We start from the raw sequence: 25,471 nt of genomic DNA on the forward strand, positions 1-25,471 counted from the left end.
CGCGGACCGCACGCCGGTATTCCGCGGGCCGTACGCCTGTTCAGCAGGCTCCCACCCATTCCTCGGTGCCGTCCGAGAACGTCTGGTGCTTCCAGATCGGCACCTCGTGCTTGATGTCGTCGATCAGCTTCCGGCACGCCTCGAAGGCCTCCGCGCGGTGCGGGCACGACACGGCGACGACCACCGCGATGTCCCCCACGCCCAGCTCGCCGACCCGGTGCACGGCGGCCAGGGCCCGCACCGGATGGTCCGCGACGACCTTCTCGGCGATCCGCCGCATCTCGGCCTCGGCGCTGGGATGGCAGGAGTAGCCGAGCGCGTCCACGTCGGCGCCCCCGTCGTGGTTGCGCACCGTCCCCACGAACAGCGCGATGCCTCCGGCCGCGTCGTCCCCGACCGCCCGGAACACCTCGTCCACCGAGAGCGGGCTCTCCCTGACGCCGATCAGCTTGACGGGATCCTGCGCGGCCCGCTCGCCGGGGTGCTCGCTCATCTCAGCCATGCCCCCATCGTGCCGCACGCCCGAGACGCCGAGGAATACGAGGTTCACCCGGCACGGGCGCGGTCGTATTGGATGCTCGTACGGACGAGGTCGGCCGGGGCGCCCGAACGGACGGGGGCAACCGTGACGCCCGTACGGACGGGGGCGACCGTGACGCCCGTACGGGCGGGGGCGGCCGTGACGCCCGTACGGACGTCCTCTACCGCCGGCGCGCCTTCCGGGCCCGGCGCACCACCGCCGCCGCGCCCAGCAGGGCCACCGTGGCACCGGCCGCGCCCGCCGCCGTGGCGTCCTTGCGGCCGAGGCGCCGGCCGGCCACCGTATGCCGCCCGCCGGCTTCCTCCAGCAGCTCCGCGAGGACCTCCTCGTTGGTCCACTTCGGCCGCCATCCCGCGTCGTGCAGCCGGCTCCCGCTGACCACCCACGGGTACATCGTGTAGGCGAGGTCGCCCGCCGGGGACGGGGTGAGCCCGATCCGGTGCAGCCGTGCCGCCGCGCCCAGCGCGACCGCCGAGGGCAGCTCCATGCGCCGGATCCCGCTGAGCTCCTCGATCTCCTCCTGCTCCAGCCATCCGTCGCAGCCGACGGCCAGCTCCCCTTCGGCCTTCTCCAGGACGGCGTACTCCAGGGCCGCGCACAGGTCCTCGACATGGCAGAACTGCCACGCGGGCCGCGACCCGGCCACCACCAGGAGCCGTGGCGACTCGAAGTACCTGGTCAGCGCGGTGTCCGTGCCGCCGACGAGGATGGCGGGCCGTACCACGGTGACGTTCAGACCGGGGTGTGCGCGGGGCGCGCGGCGGGCGAGGCGCTCGATCTCCAGCAGGTCCCCGACGCCGGTCGCCTCGGCCGTCGCCCGCAGCTCGGCGTCCTCCGACAGCGGCAGTTCGTTGTCGGGCAGCGCGCCGTAGACCATCGCCGAGGTGCACAGCACCACCCGGTGCACGCCGGCGGCCGCGGCGGCGGTCAGCACGGTCTGCGTCCCCCGGACGTTGTAAGCGGTCCGCGCGGCCGCGTCGCTGCCGAGATCCAGGTCGAGCGCGAGATGGACGACCACGTCGGCGCCGCGCAGTTTGTCCGCGATGGCCGGATCCCGGACGTCCAGGATGTGCCACTGGGCCTCTTCGCACTCCCCGCGCCGCTCGTCGATGGCGACGACCCGCCGGACCTCCTCCGAGGCGGCCAGTCGCGCCGTGAGCAGGGCTCCGACGCCGGTCGCGGCGCCGGTGACCGCCACGACGGGCCCGCGCACCGCGGGTCTGCGCCCGGCGGAGGCGTCTGAGTGGTTTCGCGCTGCGCGAACCTGCGGATCTGGGGAACTCACCCGGCATCTCCAGCGGTTGTCTTCTGTACGGGCGTGACAGACGCGCACGTACGAGGTGCATCCATCCTGCCGCAGGCGTTCCGCGGGCGGAGCATCGAGGCCCGATCGGGTCGGGGTGTCTACGCTGGGTGGTGTTGTCGGGCAGCCGCGCCGCCGGAGAAGACCGGTGGCCTTACCAGCCGAGGAATCCCGTGAGTGACACCCCATTCGGTTTCGGCCTTCCGCCGGAGGAGCCGGAGGACGGCGACGAGGGCAAGAAGAAGGACCAGCAGAGCGGTGGTGGTCAGGGACCGGCCAACCCCTTCGGTTTCGGCGGTATGCCCGGAGCCGGTGGCTTTGGCGGCCCCGGCGCCGACAATCCGCTCGCTGCCATGTTCGGTTCGCTGAACCCCACCGACCTCGGTGCCGCGTTCCAGCAGCTGGGCCAGATGCTCTCCTACGAGGGCGGCCCGGTGAACTGGGACATGGCCAAGCAGATCGCGCGCCAGACGGTCGCCCAGGGCACCGCGGACGGCTCCAAGGACGCCAGTGTCGGCCCGGCCGAGCGCAAGGCCGTGGAGGAGGCCGTGCGCCTGGCCGATCTGTGGCTGGACGACGCCACCTCCCTGCCGTCGGGCTCCGCCGCCGCGGTGGCCTGGTCGCGCGCGGAGTGGGTCGAGGCGACCCTGCCCGCGTGGCGGGAGCTGGTCGACCCGGTCGCCGAGCGGGTCGGCGCGGCCATGGGCGATGTGCTGCCGGAGGAGATGCAGGCCATGGCGGGCCCGCTGATCGGCATGATGCGCTCGATGGGCGGCGCCATGTTCGGCACGCAGATCGGGCAGGCCGTCGGTGTGCTCGCGGGCGAGGTCGTCGGTTCCACGGACATCGGCCTGCCGCTCGGCCCGGCCCGCAAGGCCGCGCTGCTGCCGGCCAACGTGGAGGCGTTCGGCAAGGACCTGGGCGTGCCGCTGGAGGAGGTGCGGCTCTACCTGGCCCTGCGCGAGGCGGCCCACCAGCGCCTGTTCGCGCATGTGCCGTGGCTGCGCTCGCACCTGTTCGGCGCGGTCGACGGCTATGCGCGCGGCATCAAGGTCGACACCGCCAAGCTGGAGGACGTGGTCGGCCAGTTCGACCCGCAGAACCCCGAGCAGCTTCAGGACGCGCTGCAGCAGGGCATGTTCCAGCCCGAGGACACGCCCGAGCAGAAGGCCGCCCTGGCGCGCCTGGAGACCGCTCTGGCGCTCGTGGAGGGCTGGGTGGACGCGGTGGTGCACGCGGCCGCCAAGCCCCGTCTGTCGTCCGCCGACGCCCTGCGTGAGACCCTGCGCCGCCGTCGCGCCACCGGTGGCCCGGCCGAGCAGACGTTCGCCACGCTGATCGGCCTGGAGCTGCGCCCCCGCCGGCTGCGCGACGCCTCCCGCCTGTGGGCCTCGCTCGCCGACGCGCGCGGCGTCGACGGCCGGGACGACCTGTGGCACCACCCGGACATGCTGCCGACGGCGACCGACCTGGACGACCCGGACGGCTTCGTGCACCGCGAGCAGATGGACTTCTCCGAGCTGGACAAGATGCTCGGCGAGGCCGCGGGCAAGCCGGACCTGAAGAAGGACGACGCCGAGAAGGACGACAAGGCCGAGGGCGACGACACCGAGTGAGCCTGTACGACGACGCGGTCCTCGTCCTGAAGGGGTACGAGGGCCAGGACGAGCTGCGCCGGTCCTACCTGGACCACCTGGCCGCCCACCCCGACGGCATGTGGAAGGCCTGTCACGCGGGCCATGTCACGGCGAGCGCCCTGGTGATCGACCCCGAGCGCGGCCGGGTGCTGCTCACGCTCCACCGCAAGCTGCGGATGTGGCTCCAGATGGGCGGCCACTGCGAGCCGGGCGACGCCACCGTGGCGGCGGCCGCGCTGCGCGAGGCCACCGAGGAGTCGGGCATGGCCGGGCTCACGCTGCTGCCCGGCGGCCCGGTGCGCCTGGACCGGCATCCGATCCCGGCGCCGTGCCACTGGCACTACGACGTCCAGTACGCGGCACTGGCCCCCTCCGGCGCCGTCGCGGCGATCAGCGACGAGTCCCTGGACCTGCGCTGGTTCCCCTACGACGAGGTCGCGAGCGTGGCCGACGAGTCGGTCGTACGGCTCCTCGACGTAACCCGAGCGAGGCTGTGAAGCGGTGAGGGGCGACCGCCCTGGGAAGCCGTAAGGGGCGACCGCTAGGCGGTCGCCCCTTACTTCTGTCCTACGGTGTGTGCGTCACTCCTGCCCTACGGTGTGCGTTTCCCCGGGCGGTCAGCTCCAGACGTTGCCCTGGTTCCCGCCCCGCGCCCCGTGCTGGCCCATGCCGAACTGGGCGGCGACGCCCTGGCCGATCACCGCGTTCTGCGGCGGCAGCAGCTCGCTGGGCTGGACCAGCGCGAATCCGGAGCCCATGAAGCTCAGCTCCCAGCCCTCACCGGTGTTGCCGCGCCGGCGCCACACCCCGGAGGAGTGCGTCTGGGCCTGCATCTGCACGCGCAGCCCGGTCGACCAGGCCACGATCGCGTCGGCGTCGCAGTTGACGTACCGGTCCGGGGTGACCTGGAGCAGCAGCGGCGACCCGGAGGTCATCAGGGCGACCCGGCCGCGCCCGGTGATGTTCAGCTGGTACTTCCCGGAGCCGGAGATGCCGTAGAGGCTGTCGACGGCGATGACCTCGTGGTGCAGCGAGGAGTCCATGGCGAGCACGTAGGAGCTGTCGACGGTCAGCCCGTCCTGCTCCACGTCCATGATGTGCACGTGCTGGGAGAGGTTGGCCAGATAGACCGTGCCCTGCCCGTGGCAGCGCATCAGGTCCAGGCCCTCGCCGGTGTGGGCACGCGCGCGCCGCTGGCCGTTGCTGCGGTACTCGGCGTCGAACTCGACCAGGCCCTGGTAGGCGACCATGCTGCCCTTGCGGGCGAGGATGTCGTCGTGGCCCTCCATGACGACGCGCAGCAGCTGCGCGTTCTGGAGGCTCCAGCGCTCCTGCGTCTGGTTGTCGTTGTACGCGAAAATCGGGCTCTGCATGGCGTGTTGACTCCCCCTCAGCCCCGGACCCGAAGGCGGTCGGTGCTGTCCTCACTGGGCTGGACGACGACGATGCCCTGTCCGGAGAAGGCCATCTGGTAGGCCTCGCCGCTGCCCCGGCCGATCAGCGACTGCGCCTTGAAGCTGCGCTTGCCCTTGACCTTCAGGTTCGGCGACCAGGCGACGAGCGCGTCCGGGTCGACGTACGTCTCGTCCTCGCCACCGCCGCAGTCCACGACGATCGGCGTGCCCCGGGAGGTCAGGGCGACCCAGCCCTGTCCGGAGATGCGGGTGTTCCACAGGCCCTGCCCGGCGAACTTCGCGAGCCCCTTCACCCGCTCCACGCCCCAGCTCAGGTGCGCGTCGAAGGCGAGGAGGTTGGTGGCGTTGACGGAGATGCCGTCGCCGTCGAGGTTGATCACGACGACGTTCGCGCCGTAGTCGGCGAGGTAGAGCAGCCCGTCCCCGGAGCACTTCATCAGCGGGGCGCCCTCGCCGGTGATCCAGTCCCGGGCGATCTGGCGGACGGCCGGCGGATTGGGCTCGTACTGCACGAAGCCCTCGTAGGCGACCATCGAGCCCACGCGCGCGAAGAGGTCGTTGCCGGTCTGCATGGCGACCTTGAGCATGTGGTGCCCGTGGTTCTCCATGCGGGCGGTGACGGGTGCGGGAGCGAAGCCCGCGAGCGGCTGGTTCATGACGGGCTCCCTCAGACCTCGTACGGCTGGACGACGATGAAGTTGCCGGGCGCGCCCCGGAACTGGAGGTTGACGCTCTCGCCGGTGTCGCCGGGGTAGGCGTTGCGCCGCATGCGGACCTGGCTGGAGACGATCACCTGGGCCGCCGCCGACCAGGCCACCACCGCGTTGCAGTCGGCGAAGGTGGTCGGGGTGACCGGCAGCACCACGGGCGTGCCGTGCGTCTTGACGACGATGGTGCCGGTGCCCTGGAACTGCATCGTGAACAGCGCGCCGCCGGGGATGCCGTGGCCCTCGATGCGGCGGACCTCGTACTGGAGGGTCTCGTCGAAGGCGAGCACGTTCTCGGCGGACACGCAGATCGCGTCGCCCTGGAGCTCGATCGGGTGCAGGTAGGTGGCGTTCTCGGCGAGGAACACCTGGCCCTGGCCGGTGCAGCGCATCAGCTGCATCTCCTGGCCGGTGGCGTTGCCGACGATGCGGCCGGCGATACCGGCGCCCTTGTAGCTGAAATCGACCTTGCCCTGGTAGAGCACCATGCTGCCCTGCCTGGCCAGCACCGGCTGCCCGCCGATGCCGAGGTCGACGCGCATGAGCTTCTTGTTCTGCTGCGTCCAGCGCTGCCCGGTGGGCGTCTCCTTGAACTTCTGGAGCGCGGCGCCCACCCCGGCACCGCCCTGCGGGGCGCCCTGGGGCACACCGTAGGAGGCGGTCTGCTGACCGGGGACCTGGCCGTAGCCCGGGGGCATGGGCGCGCCGGGCTGGCCGCCGTAGCCGGGGGGCATCGGGGCGGGGGGCTGCGGGGGCTGACCGCCGTACGACGGCTGGCGCGGGGGCTGCCCGTAGGGCGCGGGGGCCGGGCCGGGCGGCGGGACGGTGCCCGGCGGCCCGGGGGGCGGGGCCAGCGGGGCGATCACCGTCGGCGCGCCGTGCACGTCCGGCGCGCCGGGGGCCGGGGGCGGCGTCTGGCCCGGGGGTGTGAAGCCCTGCGGCGGTGTGCTGCCGGGGGCCGGGAAGCCCTGCGGGGGCGTGGAGCCCGGCGGCGTGAAGCCCTGCGGGGGCGTGTTGCCGGGCGGTGGGGCGTAGCCCTGGGCGGCGGGTTGGGGTTCTGCGGGGGCCGGGGCCGGGGCCTGGTTCGGCGCGGGAGCCTGGTTCGGCGCGGGGGCCGACGGGGCGGCGAAGGAGGGCGGGGCGGCGGTCTCGGCGGGCGGGGCGAACGCGGGCGGGGCGAAGCCGGGGGTACCGGACTGCGGCTGCTGCTCGGGGGCGGCGGGCGCCTCCTCCTCCAGCACCTCGCCGCCGAAGTTCTTCAGCAGCGCCTCCAGGCCGCCGTCGAAGCCCTGTCCGACCGCGGCGAACCGCCAGGCGTCCTTGAAGTAGATGTCGCCGAGCATGACGGCCCGCTCGGTGGAGAACTCCGCGCCGGTGAAGGAGTACCGGGCGACCTCCTCGCCGCCCGCGACGATGCGCAGGTAACCGGGGCCGACCTGCGACATCTGCCCGGCGCCGTCGATGGTCGCCGTGAAGGACAGCTTGCGGATGCTTTGCGGGATCCGGTCGAGGGTGACCCGGAACGACTCCGTGTCGCCCGCCTGGGCGCCGAGCAGCTGGAGGGATTCCTCCGGCGACTTCGGCTGGTTGAAGAAGACGAAGTAACGGTCGTCCGAGAGCCGTTCCTCGGCGTCCAGGCCGAAGCAGCTGATGTCGAAGGTCAGCCCGGGGCCGGCGATCTGCACGCCTACGTACAGATCGGTGCCCGCCGTGAGGTCACTGATCCTGGCCTTGTGCCCGCGTTGGAATTCCCTGGCCATGCGATACGACCGTCCCCCATCCCGAGATATGAGTGTCGCGCCAGGCTAACGGCTGTGGCCGACAACCACCCCGGCCGGTCCCGGTCGGTACAGACCCGGTACAGAACCGATTCCGGCCACACACACGGGGGGCGCGTGGGCCGGGTCACTCGCCCCGTGTGTCGGACACGTGCGGGAGCCGGGCGGCGGCGACCACGCCCTCCAAGTAGCCGCGGGCCCGCTCGGTGCGCGGATACGCCTCCAGCAGCCGCCAGAAGTCGGGTCCGTGGCCGGGCACCAGAAGGTGCGCCAGTTCGTGGCAGAGCACGTAGTCGATGACGTACTCGGGCATGCCCTGGAGCCGGTGGGACAGGCGGATGCTGCCCTCGGCCGGGGTGCACGAGCCCCAGCGGGTGTTCTGGTTGGTGACCCAGCGCACGGAGGCCGGGCGGGCGCTGCCGTCGAAGAACTGTGCCGACAGCCGCTCGGCGCGCTCGGCCAGCTCGGCGTCGCCGAGCACCCGCCGGCTCTCCTGGGCGGCGAGTTTGTCGAGCATGACGGTCACCCAGCGCTGTTCCTCCGCCTTCGACATCCGGGCGGGGATCAGTACGACAGTGCGATCGCCCTCGCGGTACGCGGAGACAGTCCGGCGGCGTCGGGCACTCCTGCGGACCTCGATCGCGCTCGTCGCGCTGCGCTCTGTCTTTCCGGCGCGGTGCTGAAGTGGGTCGGCGGACACGCCCCGACGTTACCCGCTGGACAGGGGCAAAGTCCCGGCTCCCGGACGGTTCGACGTGCCAGCCGGTTCATATGAAGATCACCCCTCGCCTGTGGATAACTTTCCACGCCCCGCCGGCGGAGGGGGCATGCTGGCAGGCGTCGGCGGAACACGACCGATCCGCAGATGTCATGAGAGCTGTGCGGATACACGGATATGGGGGCCTGTCATGCATCCGGTGGTGAAACCCGCGTTGCGACGCGGCTGGCGCGATCTCGGCACGGTGCAGTTCGGGATGACTCCCGCGCACGCGCTGACGCTGGGTCCGATGGACACCGCCACGAGCGGCTTCCTCGACCTGCTCAACGGCACCCGGGGGATGCCGCTGCTGCGCGCGGAGGGCCGCCGGCTGAAGCTGCCGGACGGCCGGGTGGACACGCTGGTGGACCGGCTGGCCCGGGCGGGCCTCGTGGACGACGCGCGCGGCGGCGGACCGGCCGCGGCCGCGCTGCGCGGGAGGACGGAGGTGCTGCGGCGGCTGCGCCCCGACCTGGCCTCGCTCTCCCTGACCACCCCCGAGCCGGGCGGCGCGCTGGCCCGGCTCGCCGCCCGCCGCGCGCTGCGGGTCCGGGTGCTCGGCGCGGGCCGGGTGGGGGCCCTGGTCGCGGCGGTGCTGTCGGGCGCGGGCGTCGGGGAGGTGGAGGTGCGCGACGAGGGGCGGGTGCGGCCCTGGGACGTGGCGCCGGGCGGGCTGCCGCCCGAGTCGGTCGGTGAGCGCCGGGACACGGCGGCAGCGGCGGCCGTCCGCCGGGCCGCACCGGACCGCCCGCCCCGCCACGCCCACTCCCCCGGGTCCGGCGCCGGGGAACCCGGGCTCTCCCTGGTGATCCTCGCGCCCCGGGACGAGGTGGCGGTGCACGCCCCGGATCCGCGCGCCGCACAGCCGCTGCTGGCCTCGGGCACCCCGCATCTGTACGCGGGTGTGGTGGAGGGCACAGGGGTCGTGGGCCCGCTGGTGCTGCCGGGCGAGACGGCCTGCGCCGGGTGTCTGCACGAGTCCCGCACGGACCGCGATCCGGCCTGGCCCCGGCTGCTCGCCCAGTGGCGCTCCGGCACCGGAACCCGCGCGGTCGGAGCCTGCGACCTGGCCCTTTCCACGACGGTCGGCGGCCTGGCCGCGGCCCACGCGCTGGCCTTCCTGGACGGCGCGTCGCCGTCCGGCGCGGGCGCCCGCTGGGAGGTGTCCCTACCCGGTCTGAACTGGCATTCCCGTCCGGTCGTGCCGCACCCGGCCTGCCGCTGCGGCGCGGCCGGAAGGCCAGGTGGGAAACCGGAGGGGGAGCACTCCGCAACCCCGGGGCACTCACGCGCGACAATGGCGGTGCAACGGCCGTCGACGGAGCGGGCACGCGAAGCGGGCGCGGCACGGCCGACAGGGACCTGGAGGGCGCATGTCTGATCTTCCCCGCAAGGCGGTCACCCGGACCGCCAAGCTCGCCGCGCTCCCGCTCGGCTTCGCCGGCCGGGCGACCTGGGGGCTGGGCAAGCGGATCGTGGGCGAGTCCGCGGAGATCGTCGGCCGGGAGCTGCAACAGCGCACGGCGGAGCAGCTCTTCAAGGTCTTGGGAGAGCTGAAGGGCGGGGCGATGAAGTTCGGGCAGGCCCTGTCCGTCTTCGAGTCCGCGCTGCCCGAGGAGGTCGCGGGTCCCTATCGGGCGGCCCTGACCAAGCTCCAGGAGGCCGCGCCGCCGATGCCGACCCGCACGGTGCGCGCGGTGCTGACGGAGCGGCTCGGTCCGGACTGGCGGGAGCTGTTCGAGGAGTTCGAGGACAAGCCCGCGGCGGCGGCCTCGATCGGCCAGGTGCACCGGGCGGTGTGGCACGACGGCCGCGAGGTGGCGGTCAAGGTGCAGTACCCGGGCGCCGGTGAGGCCCTGCTGTCCGACCTGATCCAACTGGGCCGGTTCGCGCGGCTGCTGGGGCCGCTCATCCCGGGCGTGGACATCAAGCCGTTGATCGCGGAGATGCGGGACCGGGTCTCCGAGGAGCTGGACTACGGGCTGGAGGCCGCCGCCCAGACGGCGCACGCGCAGGAGTTCGCGGGCGACCCGGATGTGGTGGTCCCGGCGGTGGTGCACCAGTGCGAGCAGGTGCTGGTGACGGAGTGGATCGACGGCATCCCGCTGTCGGAGGTCATCGCCGACGGCACACCGGAGCAGCGGGACCGGGCCGGACAGTTGCTCGCCCGCTTCCTCTTCTCGGGCCCGGCCCGCACCGGGCTGCTGCACGCCGACCCGCACCCGGGCAACTTCCGGCTGCTGCCGGGCGGCCCGGACGGCGAGGACGACTGGCGGCTCGGGGTCCTGGACTTCGGCACCGTCGACCGGCTCCCCGGCGGGCTGCCGGAGCCGATCGGGATCTCCCTGCGGATGACGCTGGACGGCGACGCGGAGACGGTCTACGAGCTGCTCTGTGAGGAGGGGTTCGTCAAGGAATCCATAGAGCTGGATCCCGACGCGGTCCTCGACTATCTGCTGCCGATCATCGAGCCGGCCCGTGTCGACGCGTTCACCTTCACCCGTTCCTGGATGCGCAGCCAGGCCGCGCGCATCGCCGACCCCCGTTCCCCCGCCTACCAGCTCGGCAAGCAGCTCAACCTGCCTCCCGCCTACCTCCTCATCCACCGCGTCACCCTCAGCACCATCGGCGTCCTGTGCCAGCTGGGCGCCACGGTCCGCCTCCGTGAGGAACTGGAGTCCTGGCTCCCGGGCTTCTCCCTCTCGGACGAGTCCGAGGAGCTGGACGACCTGGAGGAGACGGACGAAGCGGAGGAACTCGCCGAGGAGTCCGCAGCGGAGGCGTGACGCCGGGGCACCCCGAAAAAGCTTGGGCCCGGGGGCCGTGCGGCGTGCTCCAATGGGGAATGTCGGCAATTGCTCCAGCCACCGCGTCCGGCCGAGGCCACCGGGCCCGCGTGAAGGAGCAGGCCGCCCTCCGGCCCGAGGGCGACCGCTGCCGACCGCTGCCGGCCGTGGCCGAGGCGGCCGACACGGGGCGGGTCGTCGGTGCCGTCGGTTCGCAGCGGACCGTCCCGCGCGCGGGACGGTGCGAACACGGTGTCACGCTCAGTGCCGATCAGCGACGCCGGGGTCCCCTGGCGGGCGGCACCGCGGCCTCGTGCTGAAGGGGATGCTCGCCGCCGCGTTCACCCGAGGCCGGGGCCGGGACCGGAGTCGGCGTGGGCCCGTGCGGCGGGTGAGGCGCGGCGGGCGGGTGGTGGGTCACCACCCGTTCGAGTCCAGGCGGCCCTCGATGGCGCGGAGGTTGTCGCGGGAGCAGGCGGCGCAGAAGTAGCGGGGAGTGCCGTCCTCCACGGAGCAGGCCCAGGTGGCGGGGTGGGGGGCGGGGGCGGGGACACCGCAGCGGGCGCACACGAGAGGGACCCGGCGCTCCGCGGAGCCGCCCTGATCGCTTCCTGAGGGAAGACTCGTCATCCGGTGACGATAACTCCGTGACCGTCGGGCGGCACCCAGAACGCACCGCGGGGGCCGGTCCGTTCGGCCGGACCGGCCCCCATGGGGAGTCACCACGTCGCTCGGGCCCTCCCCCTCACGGGGAAGCACCTTCGGTCTCGTAGCGGGACTTATTGCATGACGGCCATGGCGAGCGCACGGCGGGCACGCAGCGAAGCGCGTTCGGCGCGGCGCTGCATGCGCTGGGCGACGGCCAGGCGGGTGGCCTGGCGTTGCCGGTGGGCGTCATGGAGGCGGTCGTGCATATGCGCACGGGCCAGGGCTTCTTGCATGAGTTGCATCTCACGGGTCCTGTTCTGGCGGGCTTCGGTCGCGCCGGAGGTGGTGGAGTCTGGGATCGCGGAGCCCGCGGGCTCGCTGGTGGACGGCTTCATCGGGGCCTGCTTCTTGGGGTCGTGCGTGAGGGGACGGTCGATTGTGCCTGCGGTGTTCATGCCGTGACCGGGTTCTTCCGCGGGCGGCCACGCGGCCGCTTCCGGGCGACGACGACACCCTGGACGAACAGCTCGCCACCCCAGACGCCCCAGGGCTCGCGCCGCTCCTTCGCCCCGGCGAGGCATGCCTCCATCAGGGGGCAGGTGCGGCAGAGGGACTTGGCGTACTCCACGTCCGTGGGCGACTCGGCGAAGAAGACCTCCGGGTCGTAGGAGCGGCACGGGACGGGTACGCCGAGGTTCTCGATGGCGTCGTCGAGCGCGGTGAGCGCGGTGAGGGGGATCAAGGTGGAGTCCTCCGTGAGGCCGGGCGGGGGGATCGTTTGCGAAGGCGGTACGGACGGGGCGTGCGCTTCGAGTTGCACGGGTGGTTTTCCTCGTCTGGTCGTCCGGCCGGTTGACCGGGTGTCGGCTGGTACCGGGTTCTTTTCCTGTCCCGAGGCCCCTTCGCGTCGTCCTTCCCGTTCGGGAAAAACTGAAGGGCCGCGGATCCCGGATGGGGTTCCGCGGCCCTGAAGGCGCCGGCCTGATCTGGATCAGGCTGGATAACTCCAGGGTTCTGGCCCACGGAAGGCCCACATCTGGTGGTGCTGCGTCGTCTGCTTCCGGAATCCGGCACCAGTCGCCGTAAAGGCATAGGCATCCGCCTGTGCCGCTACTGCTCCCAGTGCCTTGGTCGGTCGCTCATTGCGCTCATCACGGACGGGCAGGCCCGCGACGGGCAGGGAGGACGCCGGGTGCGCGGCACGGATGCCGGACAGACCGGTGCCCCGGTCGAAGGCGCCGAGCAGGCACAGGGAGACGGCCGAGCGATCGGTCAGTTTGGCCGTGCTGATGTCGCTGACGTTGATGCTGATCACTGGACTCGCCTCCTCTCGGCGTCTCAGGGACCGGTGAACCGGTCCGTTTCGTATATGCAAGTACATCACGGAGGCCGGGCCTCGGAGAAGGCCGCTGTTTCCGTGCCTAGAACCTATGGGGATTCGCGGCGCGGGCGCAAACTATTTTTGCGACGAGTTCGTATCAGTCCGCCGCGATCTCGCCATCAGGCTCCTGACCTGCGCAGATGGCCAGGACTTCGGCTCCGTAGCTGCGCAGCTTACGGCTGAGGACGCCGGGGATGCGGGAGAGCTCGGCGGGGCTGTCCGGGCGGTTCTCGGCGATGGCCATCAGGGTGCGGTCGGTGAAGACGCAGAAGTCCGGCTGCCCGCTGTTCGCGGCCTGGACGGCGCGCCAGGCGCGCAGCCGCTCGTAGAGCCCCTCGTCCATGTCGGAGGGGCAGTCCTCGCAGCGCATCAGCTTCATCTCGCCGGCGTCGGTGAGGGTGCGGCCGCAGACCCGGCAGCGGGCCGGGGTGCGCTGGGCGCGCCGGGGCACCGCGGTGGTGTCCGCGCCCCGGATGCCGCGCTCGACGCCCCCGGCGGTCCCGGCGCCGCGGCCGACGGCGGGGGTGGTGCCGGGGCGCAGTCCGTCGAGGAAGCGGCTGGGTCTGCGGTTGTGGCGACCGCCGGGTGAGCGGGACAGGGACCAGGAGACATGGAGGCGCTCGCGGGCGCGGGTGACGCCGACGTACAGCAGGCGGCGTTCCTCCTCGATCTGCTCGTCGGTCCTGGCGTAGCTGATGGGCAGCATGCCCTCGGCGACGCCCACCAGGAAGACGGCGTCCCATTCCAGGCCCTTGGCCGCGTGCAGGGAGGCGAGGGTGACGCCCTGGACGGTGGGGGCGTGCTGGGCGGCCGCCCGCTCGTCCAGTTCGGCGACGAAGTCGGCGAGGGTGGCGCCGGGGCGGGCGGCGGCGAGGTCCTGGGCGAGGTTGACCAGGGCGGTGAGGGACTCCCAGCGCTCTCTGACCGCGCCGGAGCCGGCCGGGGGCTGGGTGGTCCAGCCGCCCTCGCCGGACAGCACGGCACGCACCTGGGAGGGCAGGTCCACGATGTCGTCCAGGCGGGAGTCGTTGCCCCCGAAGCGGGCGGCGCCGCGCAGGGCGAGGCCGGCCTTGCGCACCTCGGGCCGGTCGAAGAAGCGCTCGGCGCCGCGCAGCTGGTAGGGGACGCCGGCGTCGGCGAGTGCCTGCTCGTAGGTCTCGGACTGGGAGTTGGTGCGGAACAGGACGGCGATCTCGGCGGCCGGGACGCCGGCGTCGATCAGCTCGCGGATGCGGCGGGCGGCACCCTCGGCCTCGGCGGGTTCGTCGGTGTACTCGGTATAGCCGGGTTCGGGTCCGGAGGGGCGCTGGGAGACGAGTTCCAGCCGGTGGTCGGCGGCGCGGCCGCGGGCCTGGGCGAGCAGCCCGTTGGCGAGGCGGACGACCTGGGGGGTGGAGCGGTAGTCGCGGACGAGCTTGACGACGGTGGCGCCGGGGTGGCGGGCGCGGAAGTCGAGCAGATGGTCGGGCGTTGCTCCGGTGAACGAGTAGATGGTCTGGCTGGCGTCGCCGACCACGCACAGGTCGTCGCGGTCGCCGAGCCACAGGTCGAGCAGGCGCTGCTGGAGGGGGCTGACGTCCTGGTACTCGTCCACCACGAAGTGCTGGTACTGGGCGCGGACCTGTTCGGCGATGTCCTGGCGGTCCTGGAGGACGGCGACGGTGAGCAGCAGGACGTCCTCGAAGTCGATCACCGCGCGGTCGCGTTTGAGGTCCTCGTAGGCCGCGTACAGGTGCGCGATCTCGGTGGGGTCGCGGGGGGTCTCGCGGCCGGCCTTCGCGGCCGCGTACGGGTAATCGGCGGGAATGGTCTGGGTGACCTTGCACCATTCGATCTCGCTGGTGACATCGCGCAGCTCGCCGCGGTCGAGCCGGGTGCCGAGTCCGGCGGCCGCGTCGGCGACGAGCTGGATCTTGCGGTCGACCAGCCGGGGCAGGCCACCGCCGACGGCTTTCGGCCAGAAGTACTGGAGCTGGCGCAGGGCCGCGGAGTGGAAGGTGCGGGCCTGGACGCCCTGGGCGCCGAGCTGGCGCAGCCGGCCGCGCATCTCGCCCGCGGCGCGGTTGGTGAAGGTGACGGCGAGCACGCTGGCGGGCTGGAGGATGCCGGAGCGCACCCCGTAGGCGATGCGGTGGGTGATCGCCCGGGTCTTGCCGGTGCCCGCGCCGGCCAGCACGCACACCGGGCCGCGCAGGGCGGTGGCCACCTCGCGCTGCTCGGGGTCGAGCCCTTCGAGCACCGCGTCGGCCGAGTCCGGGACGGCCGGTACCTGCGGGAAGAGGGTGGAGTGCGTTGCTGCTGTCACACAGCCATGCTGCCAGGTCGCCCGGGGCGGCCGCGGCGGTTGTCCACAGGCGGGACCTCATTGTCGTACTAACGCCCTGGTGGGAGGGGTATACCCCCGGTGGGAATGGCGGGGCGCTCCCTTGCGTTCTCCCTCCGGACGACCTTTCCGAGCTGCCTGAGGAGCGCGAGAGACATGCAGGGCACTGTGACGATGTACAGCACGACTTGGTGCGGTTACTGCCGTCGGCTGAAGAGCCAGATGGAGCGGGAGGGCATCGCCTACACCGAGATCAACATCGAGCAGGACCCCGAGTCCGCGGCCTTCGTGGAGAAGGCGAATGGCGGAAACCAGACGGTCCCGACCGTGCTCTTCGCGGACGGCACCACGATGACGAACCCTTCGCTGGCCCAGGTCAAGCAGAAGCTCGCGGCCTGACGCGGTCGACGGAGAAGGGCGGCCCCGGACATCCGGGGCCGCCCTTGTCGTGTCTCAGACGAAGCTGCGCGTCGGCAGTGGCTTGCCGTACCACATCTCGATCAGGCGGGCGGCGATGGAGATGCCGTAGGGCGGCAGGACCGTACCGGCCTCGAAGGCGTCGTGCAGTTCCTCGCGGGAGAACCAGCGGGCCTCGGAGATCTCGTCGCCGTCGACGTCGATGTCGGTGGTGGTGGCGCGCGCCATGAAGCCGAGCATCAGGCTGGACGGGAAGGGCCAGGGCTGGCTCGCCACGTACTCGACGGCGCCGACGGTGACGCCGACCTCCTCGGCGACCTCGCGGCGCACCGCGTGCTCGATGGACTCGCCGGGCTCCACGAAGCCGGCCAGCGTGGAGAAGCGGCCCTCGGGCCAGTGCACCTGGCGGCCGAGCAGGATCCGGTCGTCCGCGTCGGTCACGGCCATGATCACGGCGGGGTCGGTGCGCGGGTAGTGCTCGGCGCCGCACGCCTGGCAGCGGCGGATGTGGCCGGCCGCCGCGATCACGGTCCGCTCGCCGCAGCGGGAGCAGAAGCGGTGGGTGCGCTGCCAGTTCTCCAGGCCGACGGCGTGCACCATGAGCGCGGTGTCGCGCGGGGACAGCAGCAGGCCCGCCTCGCGCAGGCCCGCCGGGCGCGCGGACTGGTCGATGCGGCCGGGCAGCGCGTCCTTCTGGAGCGCGAAGTAGGCGACGCCGTCCTCGTCGATGCCGAGGAAGTAGCGGTGCGCCTCGGTGAGCGGGGCCTCGAAGGAGGGGGTCATGACGACTTCGGTGCGGCCGTCGGCCGTCTCGTCGATGAGCACCTGGCCGCCGGAGACCACGAAGCAGCGGGTCGTGGGGTGGCTCCACGCCGCCGCGAGCCAGGCCTCGTCCAGCCGGTGGTGGGCGGCGCGGTCGATGCCGCAGGGGGCGGTCAGCGAGATGGGTCGGTCGGCTGTGTCGTCGGTCCAGGTGGTCACGGGTGCTTCCAACTCCCCCAGTACGGCGGTTCGGTTCGGCGGTCGGTTCGGGCGGGCGTACGGCATGCGTACGGGACGCACCGGGTCGGGCGCGGGCGGGGCGGTGTCTTAAGTGTGCCTCCCGCCCGTGGCGCCCTTCCTCACGGTGCCGCTGGTCAGGGCGTGGGCCGCCAGTTCTCGGCCAGGTCGGTCCACAGGTAGGCGCTGGTCTCGACGCCCTTGAGGAGGAGGTCGAGTTCCACCTTCTCGTCGGGCGCGTGCCAGCCGTCGGAGGGGACGGAGATCCCCAGGAAGAGGACGGGGGCGCCGAGGACCTCCTGGAGGTCGGCGGCGGGTCCGGAGCCGCCCTCGCGGGTGAAGCGGACCGGGCCCTCGAAGGCGCGGCCCATCGCGCGGGCCACCGACCGGAGCGCCGGGTGGTCGAGCGGGGTCAGGCAGGGGCGGGTCGCGGAGCCGAAGTCGATCTCGCAGCGGATCCCGGCGGGCACCTGCTCGGCGGCCCAGGCGCGGACCGCCTTCTCGATGTGGTCGGGGTCCTGCCCGGCGACCAGCCGGAAGGACAGCTTCACCAGGGCGGAGGACGGGATGATCGTCTTGCTGCCGGGGCCCTGGTAGCCGCCGCCGATCCCGTTGACCTCGGCGGTCGGGCGGGCCCAGATGCGCTCCAGGGTGGTGTGTCCGGCCTCACCCAGGGTCGCGCGGGACTTGGCGGTGCGCAGCCAGCGCTCCTCGTCGAAGGGCAGCTCGGCGAAGAGTTCGCGCTCGCGGTCGGTCAGCTCCACGACACCGTCGTAGAAGCCGGGGACGGCCACCCGCCCCCGCTCGTCGTGCAGGGCGGCGACCAGGCGGGCGACGGCGGTGGCCGGGTTGGGCACGGCGCCGCCGAAGGAGCCGGAGTGGATGTCCTGGTCGGGGCCGTACAGCCGGATCTCGCACTCGGCGAGGCCGCGCATGCCGGTGCACACCGTGGGGGTGTCCTCGGCCCACATGCCGGTGTCGGAGACGATCACGGCGTCGGCCGCCAGGCGCTCGGCCCGCTCCTCCACCAGGGCCCGGAAATGCGGGGAGCCGGACTCCTCCTCGCCCTCGATCAGCAGTTTGAGGTTGACGGCGGGGGCGGTGCGGCCGGTGGCGGCGAGGTGGGCGCGTACGCCCAGGGTGTGGAAGAAGACCTGGCCCTTGTCGTCGGCGGCGCCGCGCGCGTAGAGGCGGTTTCCGCGCACGACGGGCTCGAAGGGCTCGCTGTCCCAGCCGTCCTCGCGGGCGGCGGGCTGCACGTCATGGTGGCCGTAGACCAGCACGGTCGGCGCGTCCGGGTCACCGGAGGGCCACTCGGCGAAGACGGCCGGGGCGCCGTCGGTGGGCCAGACCTCGACGGTAGCGAAACCGGTCTCGGTCAGTTTCGCGGCGAGCCAGTCGGCGCTGCGCCGCACATCGGGCGCGTGGTCGGGCCGGGCCGACACGGAGGGGATGCGCAGCCATGCGGTGAGGTCGTCGAGGAAGGCGGCGCGGTGCTGCTCGATGTACGTGCGGACGGCGCTGTCCGGGGTCTGGCTCATGCTCACGAGCCTATCGGCCCGTGACCGCATCCCCGGCGGGCGGTTCGTCACACTCGGGGGGCGCGCTGGATCACGTCGCCCGCCCCGTCCGCTGCCCCGGGCCCGCCGGTGAGCAGCCGTTCCAGCGCGGCACGGCCGGGCAGGTCCCGGGGGCGTACGGCCTCCCCGGTGCGCACGTACAGGAACGTGGCGGTGACCGCGTCGAGCGGGACGCCCTGCTGTTCGGCCCAGGCCAGCCGGTACACGGCGAGCTGGAGCGGGTCGGCGGTGTGCTCCCGGCCGGTCTTCCAGTCCACGATCTCGTACGTCGCCGACGCGCCCTCGCCCTTCCGGTAGACGGCGTCGATCCGGCCGCGTACGACCCGCCCGGCGAGGACGAGCTGGACCGGCTCCTCCACGCGGTACGGCGTGCGCCGGGCGTACTCGGTGCGCTCGAAGGCTTCCTTGAGCGCTTCCAGGTCCTGTTCGTCGGCGATCTCGGCGTCGGCGCCGGGCAGCTCGTCGGGCTCCAGCAGGGGCAGCGCCAGCTCCTCGTAGCGCGACTCCACCCAGGCGTGGAAGCGGGTGCCCCGGCGTGCGGCCCGCTGCGGGGGGCGCGGCATGGGGCGCGCGAGTTCCTGCGCGAGCCCGTCCGGGTCCTCGGCCAGCCGCAGCAGCTGGGTGGCGGTGAGCGTCGGGGGCAGGGGTACGTCCGTGACGGCGCGGCGGGCGAGCAGCAGTTCCCCGGCGAGGGCGTCCAGATCGCGGTCCCAGGAGGCGGTCAGGCGGGACTCCTCGGGGGTGAGGGAGGGGTGAGGGCCCGGCTCGGCGGGGGCGGGGGCCTGGTGGGGGATGGCGGGGGCGCCGCCGGCGTGCGGGGCGCCGCCGCAGGGCTCGTCGCCGTGCGGCTCGGGGTCCGGCCCGGCGTCGTACGGGTCTTCGTACGGCGGCTCGTCGTCGGCCTCGTCGTACGGCGGCTCGTCGTACGGCTCGTCGTACGGCTCGTCGTACGGCGGTTCCTCCGGGGGTGCCGGCCAGTCCGGGTCCTCGTAGGCGGCGGGGTCGGCGGGGGCCGGGCCGGTGCCGGGCAGGGTGTCGAGGTGGGCGAGGACCGTCTCGGCGGCGGCGCGGCGGCGGGCGAGGGCGCCGGCGTCCAGGGGCAGCGGCCAGGCCAGGTCGGCCTCGGACTCCCGCAGGGCCGGGTTCTCCTCGTCGTCGGCGGGCTCCTCGGCCCAGACCTCGATCTCGCCGTACCCGGCGGCGCAGTGTTCGTACAGCTCCCGGAGGAAGTCGGAGGGGCCGCGCTTCTTCTTCTGGCTGGGGCCCCACCAGTGGCCGGAGCCGAGCAGGAGGGAGCGGGGGCGGGTGAAGGTGACGTAGCCGAGGCGGAGTTCCTCGGTGTGCTGGTGCTCCTTCATGGCCTCGTGGAACGCCTTCATGCCGCGCGCGTCCCAGCCGTCCACGTCGGGCAGGGTGGCGGCGTCGCCGCGCAGCGCGTGCGGCAGCACCTTGGCCTGCGCGGTCCACTTGTCGCGGCCCTGGGCGCTGGGGAAGGTGCCGGTGACCAGGCCGGGCACGGCCACGACGTCCCATTCCAGGCCCTTGGACCGGTGCGCGGTGAGCACCTTGACGGTGTTCTCGCCGCCGGGCAGGGCGTTGTCGAGGCCCTTCTCGTACTGGGCGGCGGTGCGCAGGAAGCCCAGGAAGGCGAGCAGGGTGGCCTCGCCGTCGCCCGCGGCGAAGGCGGCGGCGACGTCGAGGAAGTTGGCGAGGGTCTCGCGGCGGCGGGCGGCCAGGGCGCCCGGGGACGCCGACAGCTCCACCTCCAGGCCGGTGACGGCGAGGACGCGGTGCAGGACGTCCATCAGCGGGTCGGACAACGCGCGGCGCAGATCGCGCAGTTCGGTGGCGAGGCGGGCGAAGCGCACGCGGGCGTCCGGGGAGAACGGCAGCCCGTCCTCGTCCCCGCCGCGGGCGTCCAGGAAGGTGTCCAGGGCGTCGGCGAGCGATATCACCTCGGCCGGGTCGGTGCCCTCCACGGCGGCGGCGAGGCGGCGGTCCGGGTCGTCGGTGTCACCGGCGCCCGCGTGGGCGACCAGCAGCCGGGCGCGGCGGCCGAGCAGGGCGAGGTCACGGGGGCCGATGCGCCAGCGGGGGCCGGTCAGCAGCCGTACCAGGCCGGCGTTGGCGCCGGGGTCCTGGAGGACCTCGCAGACGGCGACCAGGTCTGCGACCTCGGGCAGGTGCAGCAGCCCGGACAGGCCGACCACCTCGACCGGGACCTCCCGGGCGACCAGCGCGCCCTGGAGGGCGGCGAAGTCGGCGGCCGTACGGCACAGGACGGCGATCTCGCCGGGCGGGGTGCCGGTGCGCACGAGGTGGGCGACGGAGTCGGCGAGCCAGTCCAGTTCCTCGGCGTGGGTGGGCAGCAGGGCGCAGCGGACCAGGCCGTCGCGCTCGGCGCCGGGGGCCGGGCGCAGGGCCTCGACGCCCGCGTGCAGGGCGCGCAGGGGGGCGGCGAGTCCGTTGGCGAGGTCGAGGAGGCGGCCGCCGCTGCGGCGGTTCTCGCTGAGGGCCTGGCGGGTGGCGGGGGTTTTGTCGGCGTGGCGGAAGTGGTCGGGGAAGTCGTCCAGGTTGGCGACGGAGGCGCCGCGCCAGCCGTAGATGGCCTGGCAGGGGTCGCCCACGGCGGTCACCGGGTGGCCGGTGCCGGCGCCGAACAGGCCCGAGAGCAGGACGCGTTGGGCGACGGAGGTGTCCTGGTACTCGTCCAGGAGGACCACCCGGAACTCCTCGCGCAGCAGGCGGCCCACCTCGGGCAGCGTCGCGAGGCGGGCGGACAGGGCGATCTGGTCGCCGAAGTCGAGCAGGTCGCGTTCGCGTTTGGCGGCCCGGTAGCGCTGGACCAGTCCGGCGAGTTCGCGGCGGGCGGCGGCGGTCTCGGGGACCTTGCGCAGTTCGGCGTTGCTGAGTCTGGCGTCCTGGAGGGTGGTCAGCAACTCGGCGTCCCAGGCGCGCAGTTCGCCGGGTTCCACCAGGTGTTCGGAGAGTTCGGCGTCCAGGGCGAGCAGGTCGCCGACCAGGTCGGCGAAGGACCGGGTGAGCGCCGGGTAGGGGCCGGGGGCCTCGCGCAGCACACGGGCGGCGAGCTGGTAGCGGGTGGCGTCGGCGAGGAGGCGGGAGGCGGGCTCCAGGCCGATGCGCAGGCCGTGGTCGGTGAGGAGGCGGCCGGCGAAGGAGTGGTAGGTGGAGATGACCGGCTCGCCCGGGGGGTTGTCCGGGTCGATCGCGTCGGGGTCGGTGACGCCGGCCCTGACGAGGGCCTTGCGGACGCGTTCGGCCAGTTCGCCCGCGGCCTTGTTGGTGAAGGTCAGCCCGAGGACCTGCTCGGGGGCGACCTGTCCGGTGCCGACCAGCCAGACCACGCGGGCCGCCATCACGGTCGTCTTGCCCGAACCGGCACCGGCCACGATCACCTGCGGGGCGGGCGGCGCGGTGATGCAGGCCGTCTGCTCCGTGGTGAAGGGGATGCCGAGGAGCTCCTTGAGCTGCTCGGGATCGGTGAGATGGGCGGGCATGTCCAAAAAGGTAGCGGGGAGCACTGACAATCCGGTGCGCGGCGGCCATCAGGGCGGGGGTATGAGCAGGTCAGGGGCGTGGGGTGGGGTGCGCGGGGTGCGGTACGTCACTCCACGCCCGACGCCATTCCATGCCTGAGACCACTCCATGCCTGACGTCACTCCACCACGTGCCGTCCCTCCGGCCGTGCGCTGCACGAGGCGCGGAAGGCGCAGTGGGCGCAGTGCTGGCCGGCGCTCGGGCCGAACCGCTCGTCCAGGACCTTTCCGGCGGCGGTGGCGAGCAGCTCGCCGACCCACTCCCCGGTGAGCGGCTCCTGGGTCTGCACCTTGGGCAGGGTCTCGCCGCCGTCGCGCTTGGCGGCGCCCTGCCTCAGGTGCACCAGTTCGGCGCCGCCGGGCTCGGGGTGCTCCCCGTCGAAGGCGGTGTCGACGGCGCCCTCGCGGACGGCGAGCTGGTAGACGGCGAGCTGGGGGTGGCGCTCCACCTCGCGCACGGTGGGCGCCTGTTTGCCGGTCTTGAAGTCGACCACGTAGGCGCGGCCCTCGGCGTCCGTCTCGACCCGGTCCATCTGGCCGCGGACACGGACCTGGTAGTCGCCCGCCTCCAGGGTGACGTCGAAGTCCTGCTCACTGGCGACGGAAGTGCGGGTGGCGCGGTTCATCACATGCCAGTTGAGAAAGCGTTCGAGTGCGGCGCGGGCGTTGTCCTTCTCCTGGCGCGACTTCCAGGGCGCGTCGAAGGCGAGCGCGTTCCACACCGAGTCCAGGCGCTCCATGAGGACGTCCAGGTCGGCCGGGGTGCGCCCGGAGGCGACCTCGTCGGCGAGGACATGGACGACATTGCCGAAGCCCTGGGCGGTGGTGGCGGGCGCGTCGGCCTTCACCTCGCGGCCCAGGAACCACTGGAGGGCGCAGGTGTTGGCGAGCTGGTCCAGGGCGCTGCCGGACAGCACGACGGGCTGGTCGCGGTGGCGCAGCGGCACCTTGCTCTCGGTCTGGTCGAACATGCCCCACCAGCGGGAGGGGTGGGCGGCCGGGACGAGGGGGCGGTCGTCCTCGTCGGTGAGCGCGGCGAGCCGGGCCAGGCGGCGGGCCGCGGCCTCGCGCAGGGCGGGAGAGGCGTCCGGGTCGACGGTGGTGGCGCGCAGCTCGGCCACCAGCGCGGCGACGGCCAGCGGGCGGCGGGGGCGGCCGGTGACGTCCTTCGGCTCGACGCCCAGCTCGGTCAGGAACCGGGAGGGCTGGTCGCCGTCCTCGGCGGGTGCCTTCACGGCGGTGACGACCAGGCGGTCGCGCGCGCGGGTGGCGGCGGCGTAGAAGAGCCGGCGTTCCTCGGCGAGCAGCGCGCCCGGGGTGAGCGGTTCGGCGAGTCCGTCGCGGCCGATGCGGTCGGCCTCCAGGAGCGAGCCACGGCGTCTGAGGTCGGGCCACAGGCCCTCCTGGACACCGGCGACGACGACCAGGCGCCACTCCAGGCCCTTGGCGCGGTGCGCGGTCATCAGACGGACGGCGTCGGGCCGTACCGCGCGGCGGGTCAGTGTGTCGGCGGCGATGTCCTCGGCCTCGATCTCCGCCAGGAAGTTCAGGGCGCCGCGTCCGCCGGTGCGCTCCTCGGCGCGCGCGGCGGTGGCGAACAGGGCGCAGACGGCGTCCAGGTCCCGGTCGGCGTTACGGCCGGCCGCGCCGCCGCGCCGGGCGGCACGCTCCAGGCGGCCGGGCCAGGGCGTGCCGTTCCACAGGTCCCACAGCGCCTCCTCGGCGGTACCGCCGTTCGCGAGGCGCTCGCGGGCCGTGCGCAGGAGCGCGCCGAGCCGCTGGGCGCCGCGGGCGTACGACGGGTCGTGCACCGCCAGCCGCTCCGGCTCGGCGAGCGCCCGGGTGAGCAGCTCGTCGGAGGGCGGCGGCACCATGTTCCCGCCGGCCCGCTCCTCCTCCCGCAACGCCCGCCCCAGCCGCCGCAGATCGGCCGCGTCCATGCCGGCGAGCGGCGAGCCGAGCAGGGTGAGCGCGGTCTCGGTGTCGAGCCAGAAGGGACGTTCGGCGAGGGGGCTCGGGGAGGCCGTGGCCTGACCAGGGGCCGGGGAGTCCGAGACATGGCCGAGGGGCGGGGAGCCGGGTGCGGGCGGCTCCGCCAGGTCCGGAGAGCCGGACGTGGGCTCGTGCGCGTCCCTCTCCTCCGCATCCCTCTCCTCGCGGCCGGCTTCGCCCTGCTCCCCCCTCCCCGTCGCCTCCGCCCTCGCCACCGCGCGCAGGGCCGTCAGCAGGGGGGCCACTGCGGGCTCGTGGCGCAGGGGGAGGTCGTCGCCGTCGATGTCCAGGGGGACGCCCGCCGCGGTCAGGGCACGGCGCAGGGTCGGCAGGGAGCGGGCGCCGGCGCGCACCAGGACGGCCATCTCGCGCCAGGGGAGGCCGTCCTCCAGGTGGGCGCGGCGCAGGATGTCCGCGATGTTGTCCAGCTCGGTGCCCGGGGTCGGGTACGTGTAGACCTCGACCCGGCCGCCGTCCCGGGCCGCGGCCGGCTCCCGGTGGGCGCGCACCTTGTCGGCGGGCAGCCGGGTCAGCGGCATCCGCCGGGTGATCAGCCGGGTCGCGGCCAGCAGGTTCGCGCCGGAACGGCGGTTGGTGCGCAGCACCTGGACGGGCGCCGGTCCGCCGCCGGTGCGCGGGAAGGCCTCCGGGAAGCCGAGGATGCCGTTCACGTCGGCGCCCCGGAAGGTGTAGATCGACTGGTCGGGGTCGCCGAGCGCGACCAGGGTGCGGCCGCCGCCCGCCAGCGCGTGCAGGAGCCGTACCTGGGCCGGGTCGGTGTCCTGGTACTCGTCCACGTACACGGCGTCGTACCGCGCGGCGAGGGCCGTGGCGGCCTCGGGGCGGCGGGCGAGGAGGACCGCGCGGTGCACCAGCTCGGCGTAGTCGATCACGCCCTGGAGGTCGAGCACGTCCAGGTACTCGGCGAGGAACGCGGCGGCCGCGCGCCAGTCGGGGCGGCCGATGCGGCGGGCGAACGCGTCCAGGGCGCCCGGCGCGAGCCCCAGCTCGCGGCTGCGGGCGAGGACGGCGCGGACCTCGTCGGCGAAGCCGCGCGTGGTCAGGCAGGCGCGCAGCTCGTCCGGCCAGCGCACATGCGTCAGCCCCAGCCGCTCCAGCTCCGGCTGCCCGGCCAGCAGCTCCCGGACCGTGACGTCCTGCTCGGGGCCGGACAGCAGCCGCAGCGGCTCGACGAACAGCCCGCTGTCCTGATGGGCGCGGACCAGGGCGTAGCTGTACGAGTGGAACGTGGTCGCCCGGGGCGCGCGGGCCGCGCCGATGCGCAGGGCCATCCGGTCGCGCAGGTCGACGGCGGCCCGGCGGCTGAACGTGAGCACCAGGATGCGCTCGGGGTCGGCGCCCCGGGCGATCCGCGCGGCCACCGACTCGACCAGGGTGGTCGTCTTGCCGGTGCCGGGTCCCGCGAGCACCAGCAGGGGGCCGGCGCGGTGGTCAACCACGGCGCGCTGGGCGGCGTCCAGAACAGGAGGAGCCGTCCGGGACGGCGGGGTACGGACCAGGCGGTAAGCGCCACGGCTCCCCCGCCGCGCCTCGGGGCGCGACGGGTGTCCGGTGGAGAATGAGGAGCTCACGTGGTTGGCCGGTCCTGGTGGTCGTACTGCTGGTCGTGCGGGCGAGCGGGTGGTCGCG

General features: G+C 73.7%; 20 protein-coding genes. 5 read left to right on the forward strand and 15 right to left on the reverse strand.

All coding sequences use genetic code 11. The features are described from left to right. Positions 1–40: 40 nt before the first annotated feature. Complete coding sequence (locus QHG49_RS12580) at positions 41–502, reverse strand: molybdenum cofactor biosynthesis protein MoaE (RefSeq protein ID WP_145487194.1); 462 nt, start codon at positions 500–502, stop codon at positions 41–43. A 199-nt stretch (positions 503–701) separates the two neighbouring features. Continuing rightward, positions 702–1,826 carry an SDR family oxidoreductase gene (locus QHG49_RS12585; RefSeq protein ID WP_301489577.1) on the reverse strand — a complete coding sequence of 375 codons (1,125 nt, stop codon included), beginning with the start codon at positions 1,824–1,826 and terminating at the stop codon, positions 702–704. A 191-nt stretch (positions 1,827–2,017) separates the two neighbouring features. Here QHG49_RS12585 and QHG49_RS12590 point away from each other — a divergent pair, with 191 nt between their 5' ends. Further along, positions 2,018–3,460 (forward strand): zinc-dependent metalloprotease, encoded by a 1,443-nt coding sequence (locus tag QHG49_RS12590; protein ID WP_301489580.1) that lies wholly within the window; start codon positions 2,018–2,020, stop codon positions 3,458–3,460. Then, entirely contained in the window at positions 3,457–3,978 is a 522-nt protein-coding gene (locus tag QHG49_RS12595; protein ID WP_145487191.1) for an NUDIX hydrolase, read from the forward strand. Before QHG49_RS12590 ends, QHG49_RS12595 begins: the two co-directional genes overlap by 4 nt. Positions 3,979–4,098: 120 nt before the next feature. Here the strand turns inward: QHG49_RS12595 and QHG49_RS12600 are convergent, their stop codons facing one another. From QHG49_RS12600 to QHG49_RS12615, 4 genes are all read right to left on the reverse strand, one after another. After that, complete coding sequence (locus QHG49_RS12600) at positions 4,099–4,854, reverse strand: AIM24 family protein (RefSeq protein ID WP_145487190.1); 756 nt, start codon at positions 4,852–4,854, stop codon at positions 4,099–4,101. 17 nt (positions 4,855–4,871) lie between these two features. Then, on the reverse strand, positions 4,872–5,552 hold the full coding sequence (locus tag QHG49_RS12605) for an AIM24 family protein (protein WP_111584782.1): 681 nt from the start codon (positions 5,550–5,552) through the stop codon (positions 4,872–4,874). Between the two features lie 11 nt (positions 5,553–5,563). Then, positions 5,564–7,363 carry a TerD family protein gene (locus QHG49_RS12610; RefSeq protein WP_301489584.1) on the reverse strand — a complete coding sequence of 600 codons (1,800 nt, stop codon included), beginning with the start codon at positions 7,361–7,363 and terminating at the stop codon, positions 5,564–5,566. Positions 7,364–7,508: 145 nt separating this feature from the next. Next, complete coding sequence (locus QHG49_RS12615) at positions 7,509–8,081, reverse strand: M48 family metallopeptidase (protein ID WP_145487188.1); 573 nt, start codon at positions 8,079–8,081, stop codon at positions 7,509–7,511. A 208-nt stretch (positions 8,082–8,289) separates the two neighbouring features. Here QHG49_RS12615 and QHG49_RS12620 point away from each other — a divergent pair, with 208 nt between their 5' ends. Both QHG49_RS12620 and QHG49_RS12625 read left to right on the forward strand, forming a co-directional pair. Continuing rightward, positions 8,290–9,519 (forward strand): TOMM precursor leader peptide-binding protein, encoded by a 1,230-nt coding sequence (locus tag QHG49_RS12620; RefSeq protein WP_301489587.1) that lies wholly within the window; start codon positions 8,290–8,292, stop codon positions 9,517–9,519. Further along, entirely contained in the window at positions 9,512–10,924 is a 1,413-nt protein-coding gene (locus tag QHG49_RS12625; protein WP_301489589.1) for an AarF/ABC1/UbiB kinase family protein, read from the forward strand. Before QHG49_RS12620 ends, QHG49_RS12625 begins: the two co-directional genes overlap by 8 nt. A 417-nt stretch (positions 10,925–11,341) precedes the next feature. Here QHG49_RS12625 and QHG49_RS12630 read toward each other — a convergent pair whose 3' ends face one another. The 5 genes from QHG49_RS12630 to QHG49_RS12650 all read right to left on the reverse strand — a co-directional run bounded on the left by QHG49_RS12630 (position 11,342) and on the right by QHG49_RS12650 (position 15,258). After that, a complete protein-coding gene (locus QHG49_RS12630; RefSeq protein ID WP_301489591.1) occupies positions 11,342–11,554 on the reverse strand; it encodes a hypothetical protein in 213 nt (70 codons plus the stop codon). Between the two features lie 149 nt (positions 11,555–11,703). After that, positions 11,704–12,027, reverse strand: a complete 324-nt coding sequence (locus QHG49_RS12635; protein WP_085566447.1) for a hypothetical protein — start codon at positions 12,025–12,027, stop codon at positions 11,704–11,706. After that, positions 12,024–12,392 carry a WhiB family transcriptional regulator gene (locus QHG49_RS12640; protein WP_046421414.1) on the reverse strand — a complete coding sequence of 123 codons (369 nt, stop codon included), beginning with the start codon at positions 12,390–12,392 and terminating at the stop codon, positions 12,024–12,026. The genes QHG49_RS12635 and QHG49_RS12640 overlap by 4 nt, the downstream gene beginning before the upstream one ends. A 171-nt stretch (positions 12,393–12,563) precedes the next feature. Continuing rightward, on the reverse strand, positions 12,564–12,887 hold the full coding sequence (locus QHG49_RS12645; protein ID WP_159704788.1) for a hypothetical protein: 324 nt from the start codon (positions 12,885–12,887) through the stop codon (positions 12,564–12,566). A 163-nt stretch (positions 12,888–13,050) separates the two neighbouring features. Continuing rightward, positions 13,051–15,258: an ATP-dependent DNA helicase UvrD2 gene (locus QHG49_RS12650; RefSeq protein WP_301489598.1), complete on the reverse strand. Its 2,208-nt coding sequence runs from the start codon at positions 15,256–15,258 to the stop codon at positions 13,051–13,053. A gap of 174 nt (positions 15,259–15,432) precedes the next feature. On the opposite strand from QHG49_RS12650, the gene QHG49_RS12655 reads away from it, so the two are divergent. Then, positions 15,433–15,675: a mycoredoxin gene (locus tag QHG49_RS12655; RefSeq protein WP_037660088.1), complete on the forward strand. Its 243-nt coding sequence runs from the start codon at positions 15,433–15,435 to the stop codon at positions 15,673–15,675. A gap of 54 nt (positions 15,676–15,729) precedes the next feature. Here QHG49_RS12655 and nudC read toward each other — a convergent pair whose 3' ends face one another. The 4 genes from nudC to QHG49_RS12675 form a co-directional block, all read right to left on the reverse strand. After that, a complete protein-coding gene (nudC, locus tag QHG49_RS12660) occupies positions 15,730–16,674 on the reverse strand; it encodes an NAD(+) diphosphatase (RefSeq protein WP_145487182.1) in 945 nt (314 codons plus the stop codon). 155 nt (positions 16,675–16,829) lie between these two features. Beyond that, positions 16,830–18,233: a dipeptidase gene (locus QHG49_RS12665; RefSeq protein ID WP_159704785.1), complete on the reverse strand. Its 1,404-nt coding sequence runs from the start codon at positions 18,231–18,233 to the stop codon at positions 16,830–16,832. Between the two features lie 47 nt (positions 18,234–18,280). Next, on the reverse strand, positions 18,281–21,790 hold the full coding sequence (locus QHG49_RS12670; RefSeq protein WP_301489604.1) for a UvrD-helicase domain-containing protein: 3,510 nt from the start codon (positions 21,788–21,790) through the stop codon (positions 18,281–18,283). A gap of 158 nt (positions 21,791–21,948) precedes the next feature. Next, positions 21,949–25,413, reverse strand: a complete 3,465-nt coding sequence (locus tag QHG49_RS12675; RefSeq protein ID WP_301489606.1) for an ATP-dependent DNA helicase — start codon at positions 25,411–25,413, stop codon at positions 21,949–21,951. Positions 25,414–25,471: the final 58 nt, after the last annotated feature.

Origin of the sequence: Streptomyces sp. WP-1, assembly GCF_030450125.1 — a bacterium.
Taxonomy (GTDB): Bacteria; Actinomycetota; Actinomycetes; order Streptomycetales; family Streptomycetaceae; genus Streptomyces; species Streptomyces incarnatus.

Coding starts and splice junctions, on each gene's coding strand:
- QHG49_RS12580 (WP_145487194.1), bottom strand. CDS start 502: ATGGCTGAGATGAGCGAGCACCCCGGCGAGCGGGCCGCGCAGGATCCC.
- QHG49_RS12600 (WP_145487190.1), bottom strand. CDS start 4,854: ATGCAGAGCCCGATTTTCGCGTACAACGACAACCAGACGCAGGAGCGC.
- QHG49_RS12605 (WP_111584782.1), bottom strand. CDS start 5,552: ATGAACCAGCCGCTCGCGGGCTTCGCTCCCGCACCCGTCACCGCCCGC.
- QHG49_RS12610 (WP_301489584.1), bottom strand. CDS start 7,363: ATGGCCAGGGAATTCCAACGCGGGCACAAGGCCAGGATCAGTGACCTC.
- QHG49_RS12620 (WP_301489587.1), top strand. CDS start 8,290: ATGCATCCGGTGGTGAAACCCGCGTTGCGACGCGGCTGGCGCGATCTC.
- QHG49_RS12625 (WP_301489589.1), top strand. CDS start 9,512: ATGTCTGATCTTCCCCGCAAGGCGGTCACCCGGACCGCCAAGCTCGCC.
- QHG49_RS12630 (WP_301489591.1), bottom strand. CDS start 11,554: ATGACGAGTCTTCCCTCAGGAAGCGATCAGGGCGGCTCCGCGGAGCGC.
- QHG49_RS12635 (WP_085566447.1), bottom strand. CDS start 12,027: ATGAACACCGCAGGCACAATCGACCGTCCCCTCACGCACGACCCCAAG.
- QHG49_RS12655 (WP_037660088.1), top strand. CDS start 15,433: ATGCAGGGCACTGTGACGATGTACAGCACGACTTGGTGCGGTTACTGC.
- QHG49_RS12665 (WP_159704785.1), bottom strand. CDS start 18,233: ATGAGCCAGACCCCGGACAGCGCCGTCCGCACGTACATCGAGCAGCAC.
- QHG49_RS12670 (WP_301489604.1), bottom strand. CDS start 21,790: ATGCCCGCCCATCTCACCGATCCCGAGCAGCTCAAGGAGCTCCTCGGC.